Raw genomic sequence first — 20,343 nt, 5'->3', positions numbered from 1 at the left:
AGGAGTCAACCACACACGGACCCTGCCATGACCCTTGCCAGTCTGTTCCGCGCCGGTATGGCGTTGGCGATGGTCGCGGCATCGATCGCCCTGACAGCGATGCTTGGCCAGGCGCAGGCGATTGCCCAGTCCTCCAGCGCCAGCTACCAGATACCGCGGCAGTCCATCGACGGCGGCGCAGCCCGTGCGCGCAGCGCCGGCTACACAATCGAGGGAACCATCGGCCAGCCGGACGCCGCGCCGCCGGCGGCCAGCGCGAGCTACGAGCTGCGCGGAGGATTCCATCGCGCGGCCGCGGGCGCCCTGCCAGATCCCCTGTTCGCGAACGGATTCGAGTAGCCGATGGGTAGCCCGGATCGCCCTGCCCTGTCCCCTGACGCCATCCGACGAGCCTTGAAGGATTCGCCATGACCCTGCACCCGCAATCGTCGTCCACCCTGCTCCGCCGCGCTGCGGTGGCGCTCGTACTCGGACTGGCGCTCACCGCCGCGCTGCCGCTCACCGCGCAAGTCACGCCGGCATTCACCTACCAGGGTGAACTGCGCACCGGCGGCAATCCCGCCAACGCCAGCTTCGACATGGAGTTCCGGCTGTTCAACGCCGCCTCCGGCGGCAGCCAGATCGGGCCGCTGGTTACGCGTGCGGGCGTGGCGGCGGTCAACGGGTTGTTCAATGTCCAGCTCGACTTCGGGCCGGCACAGTTCGCCGGCGACCGCCAGTGGCTGGAAGTGCGCATCAAGCCGGCCGGTTCCGGCAGCTACGAAACGCTGTCGCCGCGCACGGAAATGACCGCCACGCCGTATGCACTCGGCGCGGTCGCCGCGTTGCCGAACTCGGTCACCACCACCAGCCTGGTTGACGCCACCGTGCAGGGCGTGGACATCGCACCCGGCGCGGTCGGCACCACGCAGGTCAACAGCACCCAGGTGCAGCGGCGGGTGAACGGCAGTAGCAGCGGATCGCAGGGCGTGCAGTCGGTGGCCGCCGACGGCAGCGTGAGCTGCGGCGATTTCGCCGGGAGCGGCACGGTGACCAGCGTGGCCACCGGCGCCGCCTGACCGGCGGCCCGATCACCAGCAGCGGCACCTCAGCGTTGCGCCGGGCGGGATTGGCGCGGCCGAGATCGACGGCGCGCAGGTGCAGCGGCGCGTGACCGGCAGCTGCGCCGGCGCCAACTTCGTGCAGCAGATCGGCGAGGACGGCAGCGTCGCCTGCGCACCCGCGGGCGGCGCCAGCGGCTGGGCGCTGAGCGGCAATGCCGGTACCAATCCCGCCACGAACTTCATCGGCACCACCGACGCCCAACCCTTCGTCGTCCGCACCCAGAACACACCCAGCCTGCGCATCGAGCCCAATGTCGGTAATGGTGGCGTCGTGATCACCTCCAACACCCTGGGCGGATCGAGCGCGAACAGCCTGACACCGGGCGTACGCGGCGCCAGCATCGGCGGCGGCGGCGTACTCGCCGACAGCGACCCGGACCTTGGTTCCGGCAGCCCGAACCGGATCACCGATCACTACGGCGTGGTCGGCGGCGGCTTCGGCAATCGCGCCGGCGACGACGCCGAGCCGCTGTTCGGGGCGCCGTTCGCGACCGTCGGCGGTGGCCGCGGGAATAGCTCCAGCGGTAATGCGAGCACCGTCGGCGGCGGCTGGAGCAATACCGCGGGCGACTCGTTGAGCACCGTCGCCGGGGGCTTTTTCAACAACGCGAGCGCAGGATCGAGCAGCGTCGGCGGTGGCCAGTTCAACAATGCCGGCGGCGACTCGAGCGCCATCGCAGGTGGCAGGAACAACATAACGAGCGCCGCTGACAGCAGCGTGAGCGGCGGTGCATCCAACAGCGCAACCGCGATGGCAGCAGTGGTTGGTGGCGGACAGGACAACCAGGCTTCTGGATCCCACGCGGTGGTGGGAGGCGGCGCCGGCAATATGGCCGGCTTCTCCCATGCCACCGTCGGCGGCGGTCTGAACAACCGCGTGGAGTCCGTTTCAGAGCAGCCGGACTACGCCACCATTGGCGGAGGCCGTGACAACCATGCGACTGGCACATTCAGTACCATCGCCGGCGGCCAGGACAACGCCACCGCGCAGCCCGGGAGCACGGTAGGCGGTGGCAAACAGAATCAGGCCCTTGCAGGCTACGCGACCGTCGGCGGTGGCATCGCCAACGTGTCAGAGGGCTCCTCGAGTACGATCGCCGGGGCCCTCAACAATGCCGCGACTGGTATCCGAGTACGATAGCCGGCGGTGACACCAATGTTGCAAGCGGCTCAGGGAGCACCATCGGTGGCGGACACTCCAACCTCGCGAGCACGCCAGCGACCACCGTTGCCGGCGGCGAGCTGAACCGATCGGAGGCCAACGCAGCTACAGTGGGCGGCGGTCGCGGCAATGTGGCTTCCGCAGGCAACGCCACCATCCCCGGGGTGTCGACAATCTCGCCAGTGCCCCGAACACCTTCGCGGCAGGTGTGTCTGCACGCGCCACGCGCGGGGGCATGTTCACCTGGGCCAGCGCGCAGCGACCCGGCCCCGCACCTTTCGATCCGATGGACGATTCGGTGCAGGCAGGCGGCGTCGCCAATGGCTGGACCGACGGCAGGGATACCTTCAACGTCTATGCGCCCGGGGGCGTCTGGTTCGTCACCGGGTTCACCGGCAGCAACGACGCCACCGGCCCCTATCTCACCGCCGGCGCCAACGCTTGGTCGATCGGCAGTTCGCGGACGCTGAAGTCGGAGTTCCGACCCATCGACCCCGGGGCGATTCTCGCGCGCGTGGTCGCGCTGCCGATCACCACCTGGCGCTACAAGAGCGAGCCCGACGGCATCCGCCACATGGGCGCCATGGCGGAGGATTTCTCAGCCGCGTTCGGCCTGGGGCCCGACACCCGCTCGATCAACTCGGTAGACGGAGACGGCGTCGCCCTCGCTGCAATCCAGGGCCTCAACGCGAAGATCGAAGCCGAGAACGCCGAACTGCGCGCCGAGTTGGCCGAACTGCGCCAACTGATCGAGACCGCGATGGCCAATACGCAATCAGGAGCGCCCACACCCGTCCCGACCCACGAGAACAAGTCGCATTGAGATGGCAAGGCCGCATGCCTGTCAAGGGACAAATTCTGCGGGTGGCCCCCGTCCTTTTACTGTCAGTCCTTTGCCTTTCATACGCCCAGCGCTCGGACCCACATTCCCGCCCCACCCGCCAAGCCTGCGCCAACGAACGCTGCGACAATGCGCAGACGCTTTGATGCCTGCGATGCAACCGATACCAGCACCATTGAGACCGACAGAACAGACCAAACGACCACAGAACCAGCTGCCTGTGCTCGCGAGGTCACATCAGGAACGGCCGACGGGACTTCCATTACGAGAAGCTGGAGCAAATAGTGGAAGCCGACGACCCCGCCTAATGCACCCAGGAACCCGGCGATGGGGGTTAACCACACCACGTCCTGATGTGAGTGAGAGAGCACGACACAACCAACGGCCGGCGCGATAGCCAAAGTAAACGCAACGAAGGCCGCCAGCGCCACAAGTGCCGCACCAACTGGACCAGCGCCGAAACTGGCAACCAGCAAGAACCAGACAACGACCGCGCCCAAAAAGGCAAGAGCCGTTCTCAACAGAACCACCAGTGCGCGAGGACGATCGGACTGCATCGTCACGCGGACCCGCCATGAAGCTGTTGAAATATGCTCAAACGATCCGAAATCTGCCAATGCCCGCAGATACGTTCACCGTTGAACGAGTAGACCGTGGCACCCGACATGGCCAGTTTCCTCCCGGAAGGCGCAAATCCGGCAATTTCAGCCAAGTGCGTACCAACCCAGTGCCAGGTAACAGCCACCTTCTCCCCATCCTCCAACAGGTCCACAACAGTGAACCTCTGATCTGGGAAAGGCGCACGGGATTTTGCGACTCTATCGACATATTGTTGAACTGTGAGCACCCTTCCATTCCAGGGGTCGCCCGGATCATGGAAAATCGTGTACTCCGATGCGATCAGGAACTCAATTCGGTCCAAGTTGCCCTGGCTCCAAACCTCGCTCAGAAGCTCCAACACATACTGCTTTCGGGAAAAATTATCAGCCACCATCATTTCTCCAAAGGACGCCTGACGCCAAAATACGCCGTTGCGGCACACGGAAGCTCGGAAGCCGGAAGCGAGGACGCCGGGGAAGCGAGGACACGCGCCGGGGAAGCGAGGGCGGAAGCGAGCGCGCCGGAAGCGAGGACACGCGCAAATCCGCAAGGACAGGAAGCGAGGAAGGAAGCGAGGACACGCGCAAATCCGCAGATTACGGACGCGCTCATCAGAATTTTCCGACAGCGCGCGCCCGCCGTCCGGGCAATGCTACTCCCCATGACGCAAGCCCGCACCCTGCTGGTCCCCGCCAACGCCCACGGCGTCTATCACTGCGTGTCGCGCTGCGTTCGCCGCGCCTGGCTCTGCGGGCAGGATCCATTGACCGGCGCCGATCACGAGCATCGCCGGCAGTGGATCGAAGACCGCCTGGCGCAGCTTGCGGAGCTGTATGCCGTCTCGATCTGGGCCTACGCGGTGATGAGCAATCACCTGCATGTGGTGATCGAGATGCATGCCGACGTCGCGCGGGACTGGAGCCCGGACGACGTCGCCGCCCGCTGGCTGGGGCTGTATCCGCCGGAGGATGGCCAGTACGAAGCAGCGAAGGCGCAGATCGTCGCGAACGATGCGCGACTGGCTGTGCTGCGCGCGCGCCTCTGCAGCCTCTCGTGGTTCATGAAGTCGCTAAGCGAGCCCATCGCCCGGCGGGCAAACGTCGAGGACCACTGCAAGGGTCGCTTCTGGGAAGGGCGCTTTCGTTCCCAGGTGCTGCTCGACGAGACCGCCGTTCTGTCGGCGATGGCCTATGTGGACCTCAATCCCATCCGCGCCGGCATGACCTCGCAACTGGAGGGGTCCGCCCACACCAGCATCTGCAAGCGCATCCGCGCCATCGAGTCGGAACCGCGTGCGCAGACACCGTCGAAAGTTGGCGACGCTGGTCCAGCGCCGGGCAAACTCGCGCACAGACCTGAGCTGGCGCCGGTGCTCGGCATTCGCGGCCTGTCGGTGACGGCGCTTTCGACCGCCGAGTACATCGAACTGGTCGACGCGACCGGTCGCCGATGGCACCCGAACAAGCGCGGCCGAATAACGGGAAAGGCACCGGCCGTCTTTGGACGCCTCGGCATGGACGCCAGTCTGTGGATCGACCGAGTCTGCGCGGTCAAGCCTGAGCACGGGTTCTGCCGCGTGATCGGCAGCGAGAGCGCGCTCCTCCACAAAGCAGCGGAGATCGGCCAGCGCTGGCTGCGCGGCCTGGGCGTGGCTCGTTCGCTCTCGAACTGAGAGCGACAGGCCAACCTTCTTGGCGCCGCGGGCGCCTGGGGGCGTTGGCTTTGGTCAGCCCAACCCGTTGAAACCACGAAGGATTCACCAGCGACCCGCACGTTCATCTACGTTGGTCGGCTCTGGAATCGACGGGTGTCCTCGCTTTTTGCGTGTGTGCGCGTGTCCTCGCTTTGCGTGCGCGTGTCCTCGCTTTGCGCGTGTCCTCGCTTTGCGTGCGCGTGTCCTCGCTTTGCGGACACCATGCTGCCGACCTTGACCTGACATCCTGTGTCAGCATTTCCCAGCGAGATATCCGATGTCATTCCGGATCGTCCGGGAAGGATGCCTTCGTGCGCGCCAGCCGATTGCTGTCGATCCTGATGCTGTTGCAGTTACGCGGGCGCATGAGCGCCGTGGCGCTGGCTGCCGAACTCGAGTGACCGTGCGCACCGTTTACCGGATCGCCGATGCGGAGTTCTACGAAGCGCAGCAGCCAGTCGTGGCTGACCGCTAGTCCGTCGTTGTCGGGGACTCTCACCCCTTACGCTCCGCCGGTCTTGCCGGCGCTCATCGCGGTAGGAATGCCCGTCACCGGGCACCCCCCGCACAGATCCCGGCGGGCGCAATTAACGCACCGGGCTCCCACCTTGGGTGTTTGACGCGAAAGCGCACGCTGGGCCAGGGATGGGTGATGCGCGGTCGGGGAATGTAAGCCTCCGCCAGCTGGCTCATTCGGTCCCACGTGGTGGAGCCCCGCTGGCTGCGACGCTTGAGCGCCTTGCGCCAGTGGTCGACCGCGTAGTGCCGGAACGCGTCCAGCCGATGAAAGTTGGTCGGTACGCCGTGGTAGGCCATGTAACCGCCAACCACCTGCCCCAGCCATTTCCCCTGAACCGGGATCGGTTGGTGGAGTCGACTCCGCAGGCCGTCCTTGATCGCCACCAGGGCAGCACGCATGCGGTCACGCCGAGTATGGCGACGAAGTTGAAATTCGCCGCGCCGGTCGCGTCCGCAGATGTGCGTGAACCCCAAGAAGTCGAACGTCTCGGCCTTACCCTGTCCCTCCCGGTCGCGCTGCACTTGCGCGTAGCGGCCGAACATCAGCAGCCGGGTCTTCTCCGGATGCAGGGTCAGTGCAAATCGCTCCAGTCGTGCGCGCATCGCAACCAGGAATGCTTCAGCGTCGCTCTGGTGCTGGAATCCCAGCACGATGTCATCGGCATATCGCACCACGATCATCGAGCCCCGGGCATGGCGCTTTCGCCATTGCTGGGCCCAGAGGTCAAAGACGTAGTGCAGATACACATTCGCCAACAGCGGTGAGATCACGGCGCCTTGCGGCGTCCCCACCTCGGTGGCCAGGTGCACCCCGTCCTCGATGACTCCCGCTTTCAGCCACTTCCTGATCAGCCGCAACACCCGCTCATCGCCGATACGATGCTCCAGAAACCGCAATAACCACTCATGACTCACGGTGTCGAAGAACTTCGCCAAATCGGCGTCCACGATCCAATTTACTTTTTCCTGTCCAATCGCCACCGCCAGAGCGTCCAGCGCATCGTGCTGTCCACGCCCTGGTCGGAAGCCATACGAGAAGCCCAGAAAATCCTGCTCGTAAATCGCATTCAGCACTTCCACCAGCGCCCGCTGCACGATCTTGTCCTCCAGTGCCGCGATGCCCAAGGGACGTTGCCGTCCATCAGCCTTCTCGATGTACTGGCGGCGCGAAGGTCGTGCTCGGTAGGTGCCACGGTGAACACGCTCGTGCAAATCCGCGAGTCGGCGCTCCTGGTCAACCTCGTAGTCGTGCCACGTGACGCCATCCACACCGACGGCCGCATCCCGCTTCAACCAGGAAAAAGCGGCCGCCAACAGCGATGGCGTGAGGTGGTGCAACAGCGCCGTGAAGCGCTCCTGCCCTCGGACTTTCGCCCGTTCGCGTACACGGTGCAGCTGCAGTGACACGCTTTCCCGGCTCTGCGTCCGGCGCGTGCGTGGCTGTCCCGCGTTCCCTTCGGCCTGCCGCCTTCGCTCCATGAACTCCGCCTCCGCTCGCGCGTTCTTGTTCGCCCACTTCATCGCTACTACGCAGCAGTCTGACTTCTCCGGTCCGTGCATTGTCGGCTTCGGCTCCTCGCCTTCCCGACACGGGCCGTCAGGCGTCACCGCCCACCGGTCGGACCGGAGACCTCCCGGCTCCCGTACAAAGCGCGTATCCACATGCCAGGGTCTAGCGACCTCGCCGGGTCGCCACGACGCTCGCGAATAGCGCGTCGCAGCGTGCTGCCTTCCGCCGAATAGAAAGCGTCGGCACCCGGAATTAGGGTTCTTTCGCGGCTCAATGGCTGGCCTATGGACGCCCCTGTCAACGCTTCACGACGCATCTCGCGATGCGCCATGCATGACTCGGGGACAGATTGGATCGCTACTCCTCTCCCTGTCGGGGACTCTCACCCCTTACGCTTTGCCGGTTTGCGCCGGCGCACCTACTCGAAGCCATCCCTCAAGAAGACGCGTTCGATGACTGTCGGGTCGGTCGCGGCGTTGTTGCCGGAATTGCTCTCAAACTGGGCGGTCGTCACGGCGACCGAGTTGGTGAGCGGCGACCCGGCATTCGCCGCGATTGAAACGAAAACATCCAGTTGCGGGTAACTTGCTCCCGCGACCAGTTCATCGCTGCGAGTGCAGGTCGGAAGGGTGTTGCAAGTCATTCCCGCTGGTGCCGTGTCTGTCACGGAGACGGCACGGGCCGCCAGTTTTGTTCCAGCCCCGATGTTGGCGACGGTCACGACGTACCGGTTGCCGTTGGTGCCTTGCGCAAACACCCCGGTGTGCGCCTTCGAGATCACCAGGTCTGGCTGCACGATCGTCGTCGAGTCGGTATCGCTGTTGTTGGACGCATTGCTCTCCAGCTGCGCGGTCGTGACGGCGATCGAGTTGATCTGCGGAGAAACCGCATTGCTCGCGACCGTGACGGCGACCGTCAGATCCGGGTAGCTGGCGCCCGCTGCAAGCAGGTCGTTCCGGGTGCAGGTCGGCAAGGTGGTGCAGGTCCAGCCGGCCCCGCTCATCGCGGTGATGGTGAGCCCCGTGGGCGGCGTGTCGGTGACCGAAACCGCCTGGCCGGCCAGCTTGTTGCCGGCGCCGGCGTTGCTGACCACCACCGTGTAGATTGCCCGTCGAACCCTGGGTGAAGTTGCCCGTGTGCGACTTGGCGATCACCAGGTCGGGCTGCACGATCGTCGTCGAGTCGGTATCGCTGTTGTTGGACGCATTGCTCTCCAGCTGCGCGGTCGTCACGGCGATCGAATTGATCCGCGGAGAAACCGCATTGCTCGCGACGGTGACGGTGACCGTCAGATCCGGGTAGCTGGTGCCCGCTGCAAGCAGGTCGTTCCGGGTGCAGGTCGGCAAGGTGGTGCAGGTCCAGCCGGCCCCGCCCATCGCGGTGATGGTGAGCCCCGTGGGTGGCGTGTCGGTGACCGAAACCGCCTGGCCGGCCAGCTTGTTGCCGGCGCCGGCGTTGCTGACCACCACCGTGTAGAGATTGCCCGCCGAACCCTGGGTGAAGTTGCCCGTGTGCGACTTGGCGATCACCAGGTCGGGCTGCACGATCGTCGTCGAGTCGGTATCGCTGTTGTTGGATGCGTTGCTCTCCAGCTGTGCGGTCGTGACGGCGATCGAGTTGATCCGCGGAGAAGCCGCATTGCTCGCGACCGTGACGGTGACCGTCAGATCCGGGTAGCTGGCGCCCGCTGCAAGCAGGTCGTTCCGGGTGCAGGTCGGCAAGGTGGTGCAGGTCCAGCCGGCGCCGCTCATCGCGGTGATGGTGAGCCCCGTGGGCGGCGTGTCGGTGACCGAAACCGCCTGGCCGGCCAGCTTGTTGCCGGCGCCGGCGTTGCTGACCACCACCGTGTAGAGATTGCCCGTCGAACCCTGGGTGAAGTTGCCCGTGTGCGACTTGGCGATCACCAGGTCGGGCTGCACGATCGTCGTCGAGTCGGTATCGCTGTTGTTGGACGCATTGCTCTCCAGCTGCGCGGTCGTCACGGCGATCGAATTGATCCGCGGAGAAACCGCATTGCTCGCGACGGTGACGGTGACCGTCAGATCCGGGTAGCTGGTGCCCGCTGCAAGCAGGTCGTTCCGGGTGCAGGTCGGCAAGGTGGTGCAGGTCCAGCCGGCCCCGCCCATCGCGGTGATGGTGAGCCCCGTGGGTGGCGTGTCGGTGACCGAAACCGCCTGGCCGGCCAGCTTGTTGCCGGCGCCGGCGTTGCTGACCACCACCGTGTAGAGATTGCCCGCCGAACCCTGGGTGAAGTTGCCCGTGTGCGACTTGGCGATCACCAGGTCGGGCAGCGCTCCCGATGGCGTGTTCGCGCCCGACCCGACGGGTAGCTGCGCGGCAGCCGCGGTGCACGGAACAAGCAGAAGCCCCAACCCCAGCAACGGAAGCACACGGACCATGACGCATTCTCCCCGCACCTCATCCGACGATACACGCCTGCAAAAGGAAACGTGTAGAAGGAAACGGAGGAAACGGGACACGCGCGGATCGACAGAGAAAGCGGAAGACGCGGACAGAGCGAGGACAAGCACAGATCCGCAGCTTTCGGACGCGCCCGTCAGCCAATTCCGACAGCCCACATGGGTGTCCCCGCTTTTCGCCTTCGCGACATATCCGGCGCCACTGCTGAGAGTCGACTCCGGTTTCGCCAGACCGCCCACAAGGTCTCGCGAGACTCGCAAGTCGACTGCGAAGACGACGGACGCGGCCTCGCGAGACTCGATTCCTGCGACGACGCGACGAAGCGCGGCGCACTGGTCGCGTTGCTGGCGGACAGCGGTGCGCCGTTGCCCGCTGGGGCCGCCACCACCCTGCAGGCGGTAGGCGAACTGCCGCTGGCGATCCAGTTGGTGGAGTCTTTGGGTGGAGAGTTCATTTGCTACCTCAATGAACCGGAGTCGCCCGAGTGCATCGCGCTCGCCCGCGTCGTCAGCGATCCCACGCAGCTCCCGATGGCATCCCCGCCAACCGACGTGGCCTTGCATCCCTATACGAGCTTTGAATTGGGCGTCATTAACAACTACCCGCGCCTCTTTCTCGGCGCGTCGGGGAATGGCGAGCTCCTGTGGAACGAGGCCATCTATGCGCCGGCCAAGCCCATCACGTGGACCACACTGCCCTCAGGCCTCGTTCGCGGCGTTCACCGCGATGGTCTGCCTCTTCACAGCTATCTGATCAGCGCGGTGCATCCAAGCTGCAACTGCCTTGTCATACGGGAAGTCGTGGCCACGGCGGTGCGCGCCCAGTACGTTCGTGGTCCGCTGGGGAGCTTGAGCGTCGGCGTCAATTACGAAGGCGAGTACCGTTACCCGAACAATCCGGAAATACCTCCCGAGTTCGTCGCACCCTTTCCGTTGAGTCGTTTGACGCAAGTGCAGGTCGGCGATCGACCGCTTCACGCCATCCCTGTCGTTCCGGGTGACTCTTGGGTACTACCCCATTGCATGACGGCGTATTGCATTGTGTCGGGGACCGTGGAAAGCGCAGAAGCTCACCTATTCCGTGCAGACGGAACCGGAATCACCCACCGGTCCCAGCTCGAGTTCCAGTGGTCAACCAGCCCCCTGGGCAACCTCCAGATCACGTATGCCGACGGCGCCCAGGCGAGACACGTGCTGGCGAGCGCGAATCGCCAGACCGTAACGTCCACCAGCGTGCAGGTAGGCGCCAGTGGCGACATCATGGTCCTTTCCCAGCCGATCATGCGCACCGAGGGCCGCGGCTTCGACGCGGCGGACCTGATCGGATTCCAGCTCCGATCCCTCCGCGGTTGTGAAAGGCCATTCGCCGAGATCGAGCCTGCGTGCCGCAGCACCAGCGGATATTCGTTCGCCACTGGCGGAACCGGGTCCGGATACAACACCCCATTGACATGGTCAATCGACACCCAAGGCCGTTTGATTTTGATTCGCTACCGTACCAACGGAACGATATCCACGCGACGAGTGTGGGAGCGTATTGCGGAGGTGGGAGGCATCCTTTACGTGCTGGAACAGGTCGAATATCCGCCACTGCCTGCGCTCGACACAAGCAAGCCGGCCGGTCTAATGGCTTTTCGGAAGATTTCCCTCAATTAATCTGATGTGCTGGCTAGCGCGGGTGTCGGGAGTGGATTCGTCGGGCGTCCCCACTTTTGGGTGGCCCAGTTTTCCACCAGATGCCCCCGGCTCCTCCTTTCCGCGTTAATCAGGCAACCCTGATAACAAAGTCGTGCTCAACATTTCGATTTTTCGAGCGTCGCAAACGACTTGTCTCGCGGCGCACAACATCTGTCGTCGAAGTCAACTTTGCGTCAATTACCGTGAAGCCTGCGCGTTCAAATGAATCGATCAGCCCGCACCGCAATTCCTCGCCACTCAACTTGCCTCCGATTCTAATAACAAACCTAGAGTCCGCCTTCATCATTGGCAAACATCCTGACCAGACCTCTTCAAGGAAACTCCAATACCTGTTAATGTCGCGATATCGATCATCTCCATAGATTCCTCGGGACGGCGAAACCGGGCCTCCCAGCATCCACAAACGAAGCCATTGATCCTCGGCATAATCAGTCACATCCAAATATGGCGGAGATGTAATAACCAAACCCACCTGGTTTTTGAAACCGGAGAAGAGTTCACTTGTTCGCCTCGCATCACCATGCTTCACAGAACTATGCGTCGAAGCCGTTCCGCAACTGTACCGCCACTTTGCATCCTCGAAGAGTATCGGAAAAACGTCTCGCTTCGGCGGAAGCAATCCACGCTCATTCCACCATCGAATGGAATAATTCGGCTTCGTAGAGATTGTCCTGGGCATTTGATTGCTGAAATATCTCGCCGACCGCGAACTCTCACCGTGCAACAATCCAAGCACTAGCGCCATTATGAACCGGTCGGCAGGATCCGTCATCCAAAGCAAGTTCGTGCGCAGATAAAGCAGCTGCATCAGAGTTTCACGATGAAAGCAGTGGCTGAAGAAATCCGGCAATGCCTCGACACTACCTGAGTCGCAACCACCAAAACTTCGTTCCAGACTCTTAATTCTGCTCAGCAGAGTCGTTAATTCCGGAGGATTCACCTTGGCGCCAGATATACATACCGCCACCGGGTTTATATCTATCCCAAGACCCCGTCGCCCAAGCAGAGATGCCTGAAAAATCGTCGTGCCCCTTCCAACAAAGGGGTCCAAAACATAGTCATTAGGCCTCGAAAAGCTCAACAAGGCGTCGGCCGCGAAACTCTCGGGGAACATCGCGAAATACGGACAGATTGCGTGAAAAGGGTGTCTTCGCATTAGTGCGATGCCTCAAGATGACGCAATGCGTCTTCAAGCCACATTTCAAGCTCACCGATCCGGTCGTAGCCAGCGACCGATTCCGCTGCTTCGATTGGGTCACGCTTTAGGATTTCACTCGTCCCTTCCACTATTCTCAGTCTATCCAGCACAGCACCATGGTCAGAGTTCAACCTGTGCATAAAATTAAACTGCGCCTCGGCGAAATCCTCCGCGCCATCCGACTCCTCAAGCTCGTGATGCGACATTATCGGCACGGCGATTGCCGGCCACGCGCGTGCATACGGGCTCTTAAGGAACCAATGTGTGAACGCATCGACGTGGCCCGCAACTGACTTTTCGGTCCAGTTAGCTCCCGTTGCGGCTTGACAAAGCACAGCTAATCCCGCCCCGCGGCCATCGGAAAATGAGCGCCACCCCACCACATCGACTTGATCATCCTTTGCCTTCGAAGGCAAGCCACGAGGTGCAGTGCAGTGAGCTTGACCGACGCCAATTCTGATGCACAACTCCGCAAGCGCCGCCAAGAAACCAGTTCTATCGGGGCGTGGGAATCCCAGCCAGTAGGTTTTTCCAAGATGGAGCAACGCTGCCACCGCTGCACTCGCGCAGACATGAAAAAGAACTCGCCCTTGCCGAACTCGAGCATCCCCAAGTCTCGAGTTTGAAATCAAGTTTTCCTTGACCGCGCTCAATAGCAAATTGAACAGGTAGATTTTGTGAGCACGAGTCCGCGCCGCGCGCCTTCTAATTGAGAATGGAGTCCTTGTGATCTCAAACGGATAGTTCTCCCGAAGGGCGCTACTTCGAAACCCAATCTCGTCTGAAATCCGGTCCAAGAGTTGAGCGGTTGCATTGTCCGCAATTTCCTCTTCAACTGGCTCATCATCATCGCTCAGTCGTTGCTCATCACTTCCAATACCCACGGTTCTCCGGACGAGAGCTTCCCCAACCCAAGTGTTTTGGAACAACGCTTCGATTTCAAGCCAGTCGGCCCAAACAGCCCTATTTGAATCAGCACCTGGCGATCCGATCACAAATCATCCCCGCCGGTCAGTTTTGCGATCATCTGATCGCGTATGATCTTGACAGTATTGGCCAGTGCGCGAACCGTGTCCTGTAATCCGGCCTGTTCCGTCGGATTGAAATGAGATATCAGCCCCAAGGTAGTCTCGGCATTTACAGCGGTGGTTCTAAGTGCATCACTAAATCGGTGCCATTCTGGAACAATTATTTCGGACGCCGCCCGGAGATTTCGAGTAGAAATCAAGTGATGTAACGCTCGCTCATTACCTACAACCCTCGCGAGGAGGCCGAGATCTGGATTTTGAGACTTGACAACGTTCTCTTTACCTCGACTGCTCTGACCATACAACCAACCCATAAAGTCTTCCAGTTCATCCTCCTTAGAACTTGGAACCGGATTTTCAATCAGCAAGCCGGAAGGATCCTCTGGCAAACCTAGATACGAACGAACGCTTGGCCGGGCCACAGCGGTGTAGATGTGAGAGAAATTGAATCGACGCGCGGTAATGTCGTCAATTGAAAATCCCTGAGCCACACTCTGAACAAAAACTCGATATCCGTTGACTAGTCTCAAGACTGTGTTGTGCGTATCGCCGATTGATCTCGAGACTTGGCGCACATCGTAGCCCTGGAGCATCCATTCGTGTGCATACTTCGCTTTCGCCAAAGCGTCCCACTTTGCCGGGCCATTGATGTGTTTGAATGCGATATACGCCCTCGCATCCTCTCGCGAGTTCACCAGTAGTACGTTTATCTCTTCCGGCAGCTGCGGAATTGCTTCGCTGATTTCGAATCCGAACCGCGATCTTAGAGTGTTATCGCGCAGTAGCCGCAATGCCGCAAGTCGTCGATTTCCTTCCAGCACTGTGCTGGTGGAACGCTCGACGATGAGCGGCTCGTACTCGATCCAACCCGCTGCCGTGATCGAGGTCACCAACTCTCGAACGTCAGCGTGGTCTATGAGATTCCGGATTGCCTCATTTTCGTCTTGAAATACTTGAGCACCTGCTCTGGGATTGCGCAAGTCAATGCGCAATTCATCTACCTTCATCTTCTTTGTCCCAGGGCCATCCATTTGTCTTTTGCGATCCTTTTGGTCGAGTGCGCTCACATATTCCTCCGATACTCCCCCCCAACATCATAAAGCGCATGACTGATCTGCCCCAAGCTATGCGTCTTCACCGCCTCGATCAACGCCGCAAACAGATTCTGCCGGGCCCTCGCAACGATCTGCAGTCGCTTCAACGGCGGCTCGTCCCCGCCTGAGGCCAGTCGTACGCTGTTTCGCGACAGCTGATACCCGCGCACATTGTCGATCTGCTGCTGCTTCTCGGCCTCCGTCGAGCGGATCAACTCAATCGTCGTCGCCCCTTCTCCGGCGTGTTCCTTGGGCAGGAAGGTGTTCACGCCCACCAGCGGCAGGCTGCCGTCGTGTTTCTTGTGCTCGTAGTACAGCGACTCTTCCTGGATCTTGCCGCGCTGGTACATGGTGTCCATGGCGCCGAGCACGCCGCCGCGCTCGCTGATGGCTTCGAATTCCTTGTAGACGGCTTCTTCGACGAGGTCGGTCAGGTAGTCGACGGCGAAGCTGCCCTGCCAGGGGTTTTCGCAGAAGTTGAGGCCGAGCTCGCGGTTGATGATCAGCTGGATGGCCACCGCGCGGCGCACGCTTTCCTCGGTGGGCGTGGTGATGGCTTCGTCGTAGGCGTTGGTGTGCAGGCTGTTGCAGTTGTCGAACAGCGCGTACAGGGCCTGCAAGGTGGTGCGGATGTCGTTGAACTGGATTTCCTGGGCGTGCAGGGATCGGCCCGAGGTCTGGATGTGGTACTTGAGCATCTGGCTGCGGGCGCTGGCGCCGTAGCGTTCGCGCATGGCGCGGGCCCAGATGCGGCGCGCGACGCGGCCGATGACGGTGTACTCGGGGTCAATGCCGTTGCTGAAGAAAAAGCTCAGGTTCGGCGCGAAATCGTCGATGTGCATGCCGCGCGCGAGGTAGTACTCGACAATGGTGAAGCCGTTGGACAGGGTGAAGGCGAGCTGCGAGATCGGGTTCGCGCCGGCTTCGGCGATGTGGTAGCCGCTGATCGACACCGAATAGAAATTGCGGACCTTCTGGTCGACGAAGTACTGCTGGATGTCGCCCATCATCTTCAGCGCGAAAACGGTGCTGAAAATGCAGGTGTTCTGCGCCTGGTCCTCTTTCAGAATGTCCGCCTGCACGGTGCCGCGGACGCTGGTGAGGGTGCGCGCCTTGATCTTCGCGTAGGTGTCGGCGTCCACCACCTGGTCGCCGCTGACGCCGAGCAAGCCGAGGCCGAGGCCGTCGTTGCCTTCCGGCAGCATGCCGGCGTACTGCGGGCGCGGGCGGTCCTTGTAGAGCGCGGCGATTCGCTCGCGCGCGGCTTCCCAGCGCTTGCCGTCCTCGCGCAGGTATTTCTCCACCTGCTGGTCGATGGCGGTGTTCATGAACATCGCCAGGATGATCGGCGCCGGGCCGTTGATGGTCATCGACACCGAGGTGGACGGCGCGCACAGATCAAAGCCCGAATAGAGCTTCTTCATGTCGTCCACGGTAGCGATGGACACACCCGAGTTGCCGATCTTTCCGTAGATGTCCGGGCGCGGCGCCGGGTCTTCGCCGTAGAGCGTGACCGAGTCGAAAGCCGTGCTCAGGCGGGCGGCGGGCAGGCCCTGGGAGAGGTAATGGAAGCGGCGGTTGGTGCGCTCGGGCGTGCCCTCGCCCGCGAACATGCGCGTGGGGTCTTCGCCGGTGCGGCGGTAGGGGAACACGCCGCCGGTGTACGGGTACGCGCCCGGCAGGTTTTCCTTCATCAGGAAACGCAGCAGGCTGGCCCAGTCGTTGAACGTGGGCGCGGCGATCTTCGGGATCTGCTGGTGCGACAGCGATTCGCGGTAGTTGTCGACGCGGATGGTGTTGTCGCGCACCTTGTATTCGGTGACCGGATCGACGATGGATTTCAGGCGCGCCGGCCAGTCCTGCAGCAACTGGATCGACTCGCTGCTGAGCGCGCGCACGGCGTCGTTGTAGCGCTGGCGCAGCACGCGGATGGCGCGCTCGCTGGCGTTGCGCTCCTGCTCGTCGTTGTCGATCAGGTAGCTGCTGCGGTCAGCGCGCACGGTTTCCATTTCCGCCTTGCGCGGCGCCGATTCGAGCAGCGCGTCGTGCGGATACAGGTGCAGCGGCTCCGGCCGCAGCGCGTCGCCCATGTCGCCCAGCACGCGGTAGAAACTTTCCGCCCGCGCCGCCGCCTCCGCCTGCGCCTCGATTCCGCGCTGGATGCCCCTGCCCTGCTCCGCAATCTCCGCCAGGTAGCGCACCCGCGCCCCCGGAATCAGCACCGTGGCGCGCGGCTCCTTGAGCGAGGTGTCGATATGAGGCTCGAAGTTGCAGCGGCTGTTCGCTTCCCCGTGCCCCGTGCCCCGTGCCCCGTGTCCCGTCTTCGCCTTCAACAACCGGCACAGATTGACGAACATCCAGCTCACGCCCGGATCGTTGAACTGGCTGGCGATGGTGGGATAGACCGGGACGTCCTCGTCCTTCATCTGGAACTGCTGGCGGTTGCGCTTCCATTGCTTGCGCACATCGCGCAGTGCGTCCTCGGCGCCGCGCTTGTCGAACTTGTTGAGCACGACCAGCTCGGCGTAATCGAGCATGTCGATCTTTTCCAGCTGGCTCGGCGCGCCGAAATCGCTGGTCATCACGTAGACCGGGAAGTCGACCAGGTCGACGATTTCCGAATCGCTCTGGCCGATGCCGGCGGTCTCCACCAGCACCAGGTCGAAGCCCTGGCTGCGCAGGTAGGCGATGCAGTCCTTCAGCACCACATTGGTGGCCACGTTCTGCCGCCGCGTGGCCATCGAGCGCATGTACACGCGCGGGCTGCGCAGGCTGTTCATGCGGATGCGGTCACCCAGCAGCGCGCCACCGGTGCGCCGGCGCGTGGGATCCACCGAGATCACCGCGATGGTCATCTCCGGGAAGCTGGCGAGGAAGCGGTTCAGCAACTCGTCGGTGACGCTGGACTTGCCGGCGCCGCCGGTGCCGGTGAGGCCGATGACGGGGACATGCCCGCCGGCCAGTTGCCATTGCTTGCGCAGCGCGACCAGCTCGGCATCGCTGTAGTCGCCGCTCTCGATGGCCGAGAGCATGCCGCCGAGTTCAATCTCGCGCGAAGCCGCTTCTCCCGTGCCCCGTGCCCCTGCCCCGTGCCCCTGCTCTTCCGCCCCTTGTACGCCCGCCGCATCAGGTCCTCGATCATCGCGACCAGGCCCATCTGCATGCCGTCGTTCGGGTGGTAGATGCGCTCCACGCCGTAGGCATGCAGCTCGCCGATTTCCTCTGGTGTGATCGTGCCGCCGCCGCCGCCGAACACGCGGATATGGCCGGCGCCGCGCTCGCGCAGCATGTCGACCATGTAGCGGAAGTACTCCATGTGCCCGCCCTGGTAGGACGACAGCGCGATACCGTCGGCGTCCTCCTGCAGCGCCGCACGCACCACGTCTTCCACCGAGCGGTTGTGGCCCAGGTGCACCACCTCCGCGCCCTGGCTCTGGATCAGGCGACGCATGATGTTGATCGCGGCGTCGTGGCCGTCGAACAGGCTGGCGGCGGTGACGAAGCGCAAGGGCCCCTGCTCGCGGACATTGTCGCTCGCGGGCAATTGCTGGTGGGCGGGCGTGCTCATGCGGACTCCGGCGTCGTCAGGACTGAGCGACCGATTCTAGCTTGGGCGTCGGGGCGGCAGTGGCCATGGCTGGACCCGGAAGCCGAAGCCCTTATGAGCCGCTTCAGCGGCGATGTTCTGGTGGCCAACTCGGAGCATAGATCGCGGGCAAAGCCCGCTCCCACAACAGCCACGGCAACCGGCGCGTCTGTGGGAGCTGCTTCAGCGGCGATTTCTCTGGCCCCAGAGAGCAAGGAGCAAAGATCGCGGGCAAAGCCCGCTCCCACAACAGCCACGGCAACCGGCGCTTCTGTGGGAGCCGCTTCAGCGGCGATTTCTCTGGCCCCAGAGAGCAAGGAGCAAAGATCGCGGGCAAAGCCCGCTCCCACAACAGCCACGGCAACCGGCGCTTCTGTGGGAGCCGCTTCAGCGGCGATGTTCTGGTGGCTACCCCTCGCCCAGCAGCCGCTGCAACCGGGATGCCTCCGGACTGTCCGGGCAGCGCTGGTAAAGCCTTCCGGCGATGCGCTGGAACGCAGGCTGATCACCGGCCTCATGCCAGGAAAGTGCGAGACGCACGGCGAGCTTGCGCGCGGGCTCGGTGGGCTCGGGGGCATTGAGCAACACCATGACGATGGGTTCGGCGGCCTGCAGACGCCCGCCGCCCAGCCAACGGGTGCCGATCAGGACCAGATCGTCCGCTGACAGCCGCGGACGCTGGGCGCTCAGCGTCAGGTATTCGTTGAACTGCGCAATGTCTTCGTCGAGGCTGGCGTTGGGCGTGAGTTTGTCCACCAGCAGGCGCCGCGCGGCCTCATGGAAGGCCGGCTCCTGCGAGCGGTCGCGCCAGGCGCGCATGCGCAATCGCCAGGCCTCGCGCTCGCCGGGATGCTGGCGCACCAGGCGCTCGCTGAGTTCGCGAGCGGCAGCGAACTCCAGCTTGCCGAGCGCACTGCGGGTGGCGCCGTAGAGGTCTGGCAACTCGGCCTCTGCAGCGGCTGCGGCACCCTCGTCCATCACCGCGCGCCGCTCCCAGCCGAGTTTGCGGATGGCGAAAGTGGCAAGCGCGCCAGTGATGATGCCGCCGGCGTGCGCATCGAAGGCCACGCGCGAATCGGGGCTGGACCACATCTGCCACAGTTCCCAGCCCAGCCACACCGGCAGCAGGAACAGCGCCGGCACCCTCACGTAGTCGAAGATCACGAAGAACCAGTAGAACACGCGCACCTTGCGCATGCCCCAGACCACGCAGCAGGCGCCCATCAGCGCGGCGATGGCGCCGGATGCCCCCAGCAGGCTGCCGAATTCGCCGAAGTGACGCAGCACGCTGACCGCCCCGGCGCCAAAGCCGCCGACGAGGTACACGCTGAGGAACAGCCAAGGCCCGAGCGCGGCCTCGGTCATCAGGCCCAGCAGCGCCAGAAACACCATGTTGCCGATCAGGTGCATCGCATCGCCGTGCAGGAACATCGACGAGAAATGCCGCCACGGTGTCGGGTCATGGAACAACAGCGCGTGGCGCGGGGTGAACGCCAGCGCAAGTTGCGATTCGAACACGGCGCGATCGGCGCGCCACTGGGCCAGACGCTCGTCGCCGACCTTGAAGAAGGGCGCTCCGCGGATGCGCTCGGCAAAACTCGCGTCCAGCGCCTGGATCTCGACCGCGGCGCGCGAGCGCATCGGCTCACCCAGCGCGCCGAGCATCGTCGCGAGGTCGTCGCGCCCCTGCGAGCGCAGGTGCTTCTGCAACCAGGGCAGCTCCAGTTCGACCAAACCGCTGCGCTGGTACTGCTCAGCAGCGTTGGTGTAGGCGCGCTGGTCGCGCGCCTGCGGCCCCAGGAAAATCAGCACGTTCAGCAGGATCAGCGCGGCCGTGATCCACGGGAAGCGGGCCAGGGTCAGCGGCTGGTGCAGCGGGATGATCAGCATT

The 20,343-nt window shown here is 63.3% G+C and carries 19 protein-coding genes and 2 pseudogenes; 12 read left to right on the top strand and 9 right to left on the bottom strand.

The window, feature by feature from the left end; translation table 11 throughout:
* Positions 1–27: 27 nt before the first annotated feature.
* The 4 genes from IPK27_19050 to IPK27_19035 all read left to right on the top strand — a co-directional run bounded on the left by IPK27_19050 (position 28) and on the right by IPK27_19035 (position 3,088).
* Positions 28–339: a hypothetical protein gene (locus tag IPK27_19050; protein MBK8069636.1), complete on the top strand. Its 312-nt coding sequence runs from the start codon at positions 28–30 to the stop codon at positions 337–339.
* A 68-nt stretch (positions 340–407) separates the two neighbouring features.
* Positions 408–1,058, top strand: a complete 651-nt coding sequence (locus tag IPK27_19045; protein ID MBK8069635.1) for a hypothetical protein — start codon at positions 408–410, stop codon at positions 1,056–1,058.
* Positions 1,059–1,179: 121 nt separating this feature from the next.
* Entirely contained in the window at positions 1,180–2,244 is a 1,065-nt protein-coding gene (locus IPK27_19040) for a hypothetical protein (GenBank protein ID MBK8069634.1), read from the top strand.
* 256 nt (positions 2,245–2,500) lie between these two features.
* Entirely contained in the window at positions 2,501–3,088 is a 588-nt protein-coding gene (locus IPK27_19035) for a tail fiber domain-containing protein (GenBank protein ID MBK8069633.1), read from the top strand.
* 77 nt (positions 3,089–3,165) lie between these two features.
* On the opposite strand, the gene IPK27_19030 is transcribed toward IPK27_19035, so the two are convergent.
* Positions 3,166–3,663 carry a hypothetical protein gene (locus IPK27_19030; protein ID MBK8069632.1) on the bottom strand — a complete coding sequence of 166 codons (498 nt, stop codon included), beginning with the start codon at positions 3,661–3,663 and terminating at the stop codon, positions 3,166–3,168.
* 2 nt (positions 3,664–3,665) lie between these two features.
* A complete protein-coding gene (locus tag IPK27_19025) occupies positions 3,666–4,100 on the bottom strand; it encodes an ester cyclase (protein ID MBK8069631.1) in 435 nt (144 codons plus the stop codon).
* A gap of 267 nt (positions 4,101–4,367) precedes the next feature.
* On the opposite strand from IPK27_19025, the gene IPK27_19020 reads away from it, so the two are divergent.
* Both IPK27_19020 and IPK27_19015 read left to right on the top strand, forming a co-directional pair.
* On the top strand, positions 4,368–5,378 hold the full coding sequence (locus IPK27_19020; GenBank protein MBK8069630.1) for a transposase: 1,011 nt from the start codon (positions 4,368–4,370) through the stop codon (positions 5,376–5,378).
* Positions 5,379–5,710: 332 nt separating this feature from the next.
* Positions 5,711–5,832 (top strand): annotated as a pseudogene (locus tag IPK27_19015) (HTH domain-containing protein).
* A gap of 116 nt (positions 5,833–5,948) precedes the next feature.
* On the opposite strand, the gene ltrA reads toward IPK27_19015, so the two are convergent.
* Both ltrA and IPK27_19005 read right to left on the bottom strand, forming a co-directional pair.
* A complete protein-coding gene (ltrA, locus tag IPK27_19010) occupies positions 5,949–7,478 on the bottom strand; it encodes a group II intron reverse transcriptase/maturase (protein MBK8069629.1) in 1,530 nt (509 codons plus the stop codon).
* 368 nt (positions 7,479–7,846) lie between these two features.
* Positions 7,847–8,524: a hypothetical protein gene (locus tag IPK27_19005; GenBank protein ID MBK8069628.1), complete on the bottom strand. Its 678-nt coding sequence runs from the start codon at positions 8,522–8,524 to the stop codon at positions 7,847–7,849.
* Between the two features lie 26 nt (positions 8,525–8,550).
* Here IPK27_19005 and IPK27_19000 point away from each other — a divergent pair, with 26 nt between their 5' ends.
* The 6 genes from IPK27_19000 (at position 8,551) to IPK27_18975 (ending at position 11,504) form a co-directional block, all read left to right on the top strand.
* Positions 8,551–8,730, top strand: coding sequence for a hypothetical protein (locus tag IPK27_19000; protein ID MBK8069627.1), 180 nt, complete (start codon positions 8,551–8,553; stop codon positions 8,728–8,730).
* Between the two features lie 3 nt (positions 8,731–8,733).
* Entirely contained in the window at positions 8,734–8,904 is a 171-nt protein-coding gene (locus IPK27_18995) for a hypothetical protein (protein MBK8069626.1), read from the top strand.
* Positions 8,905–8,925: 21 nt separating this feature from the next.
* Positions 8,926–9,105 carry a hypothetical protein gene (locus IPK27_18990; protein ID MBK8069625.1) on the top strand — a complete coding sequence of 60 codons (180 nt, stop codon included), beginning with the start codon at positions 8,926–8,928 and terminating at the stop codon, positions 9,103–9,105.
* Positions 9,106–9,300: 195 nt separating this feature from the next.
* On the top strand, positions 9,301–9,480 hold the full coding sequence (locus tag IPK27_18985; protein MBK8069624.1) for a hypothetical protein: 180 nt from the start codon (positions 9,301–9,303) through the stop codon (positions 9,478–9,480).
* A 3-nt stretch (positions 9,481–9,483) separates the two neighbouring features.
* Positions 9,484–9,654 (top strand): hypothetical protein, encoded by a 171-nt coding sequence (locus IPK27_18980; GenBank protein ID MBK8069623.1) that lies wholly within the window; start codon positions 9,484–9,486, stop codon positions 9,652–9,654.
* A gap of 353 nt (positions 9,655–10,007) precedes the next feature.
* Positions 10,008–11,504, top strand: coding sequence for a hypothetical protein (locus IPK27_18975; protein ID MBK8069622.1), 1,497 nt, complete (start codon positions 10,008–10,010; stop codon positions 11,502–11,504).
* Between the two features lie 109 nt (positions 11,505–11,613).
* Here the strand turns inward: IPK27_18975 and IPK27_18970 are convergent, their stop codons facing one another.
* From IPK27_18970 to IPK27_18950, 5 genes and pseudogenes are all read right to left on the bottom strand, one after another.
* Entirely contained in the window at positions 11,614–12,660 is a 1,047-nt protein-coding gene (locus tag IPK27_18970; GenBank protein ID MBK8069621.1) for a DNA methylase, read from the bottom strand.
* 41 nt (positions 12,661–12,701) lie between these two features.
* Positions 12,702–13,739 carry a hypothetical protein gene (locus IPK27_18965; protein MBK8069620.1) on the bottom strand — a complete coding sequence of 346 codons (1,038 nt, stop codon included), beginning with the start codon at positions 13,737–13,739 and terminating at the stop codon, positions 12,702–12,704.
* Positions 13,736–14,839, bottom strand: coding sequence for a ParB N-terminal domain-containing protein (locus tag IPK27_18960; GenBank protein ID MBK8069619.1), 1,104 nt, complete (start codon positions 14,837–14,839; stop codon positions 13,736–13,738). The genes IPK27_18965 and IPK27_18960 overlap by 4 nt, the downstream gene beginning before the upstream one ends.
* A pseudogene (locus IPK27_18955) lies at positions 14,836–18,434 on the bottom strand (methylmalonyl-CoA mutase family protein). Before IPK27_18955 ends, IPK27_18960 begins: the two are co-directional and overlap by 4 nt.
* Positions 18,435–18,860: 426 nt before the next feature.
* Positions 18,861–20,342 (bottom strand): rhomboid family intramembrane serine protease, encoded by a 1,482-nt coding sequence (locus IPK27_18950; GenBank protein ID MBK8069618.1) that lies wholly within the window; start codon positions 20,340–20,342, stop codon positions 18,861–18,863.
* Position 20,343 lies beyond the last annotated feature (1 nt).

This window comes from Rhodanobacteraceae bacterium (assembly GCA_016713135.1).
Lineage (GTDB): Bacteria > Pseudomonadota > Gammaproteobacteria > Xanthomonadales > SZUA-5 > JADKFD01.
Note: the sequence above shows the minus strand (reverse complement) of the source record. Positions and strands in the feature narration are given on the sequence as shown.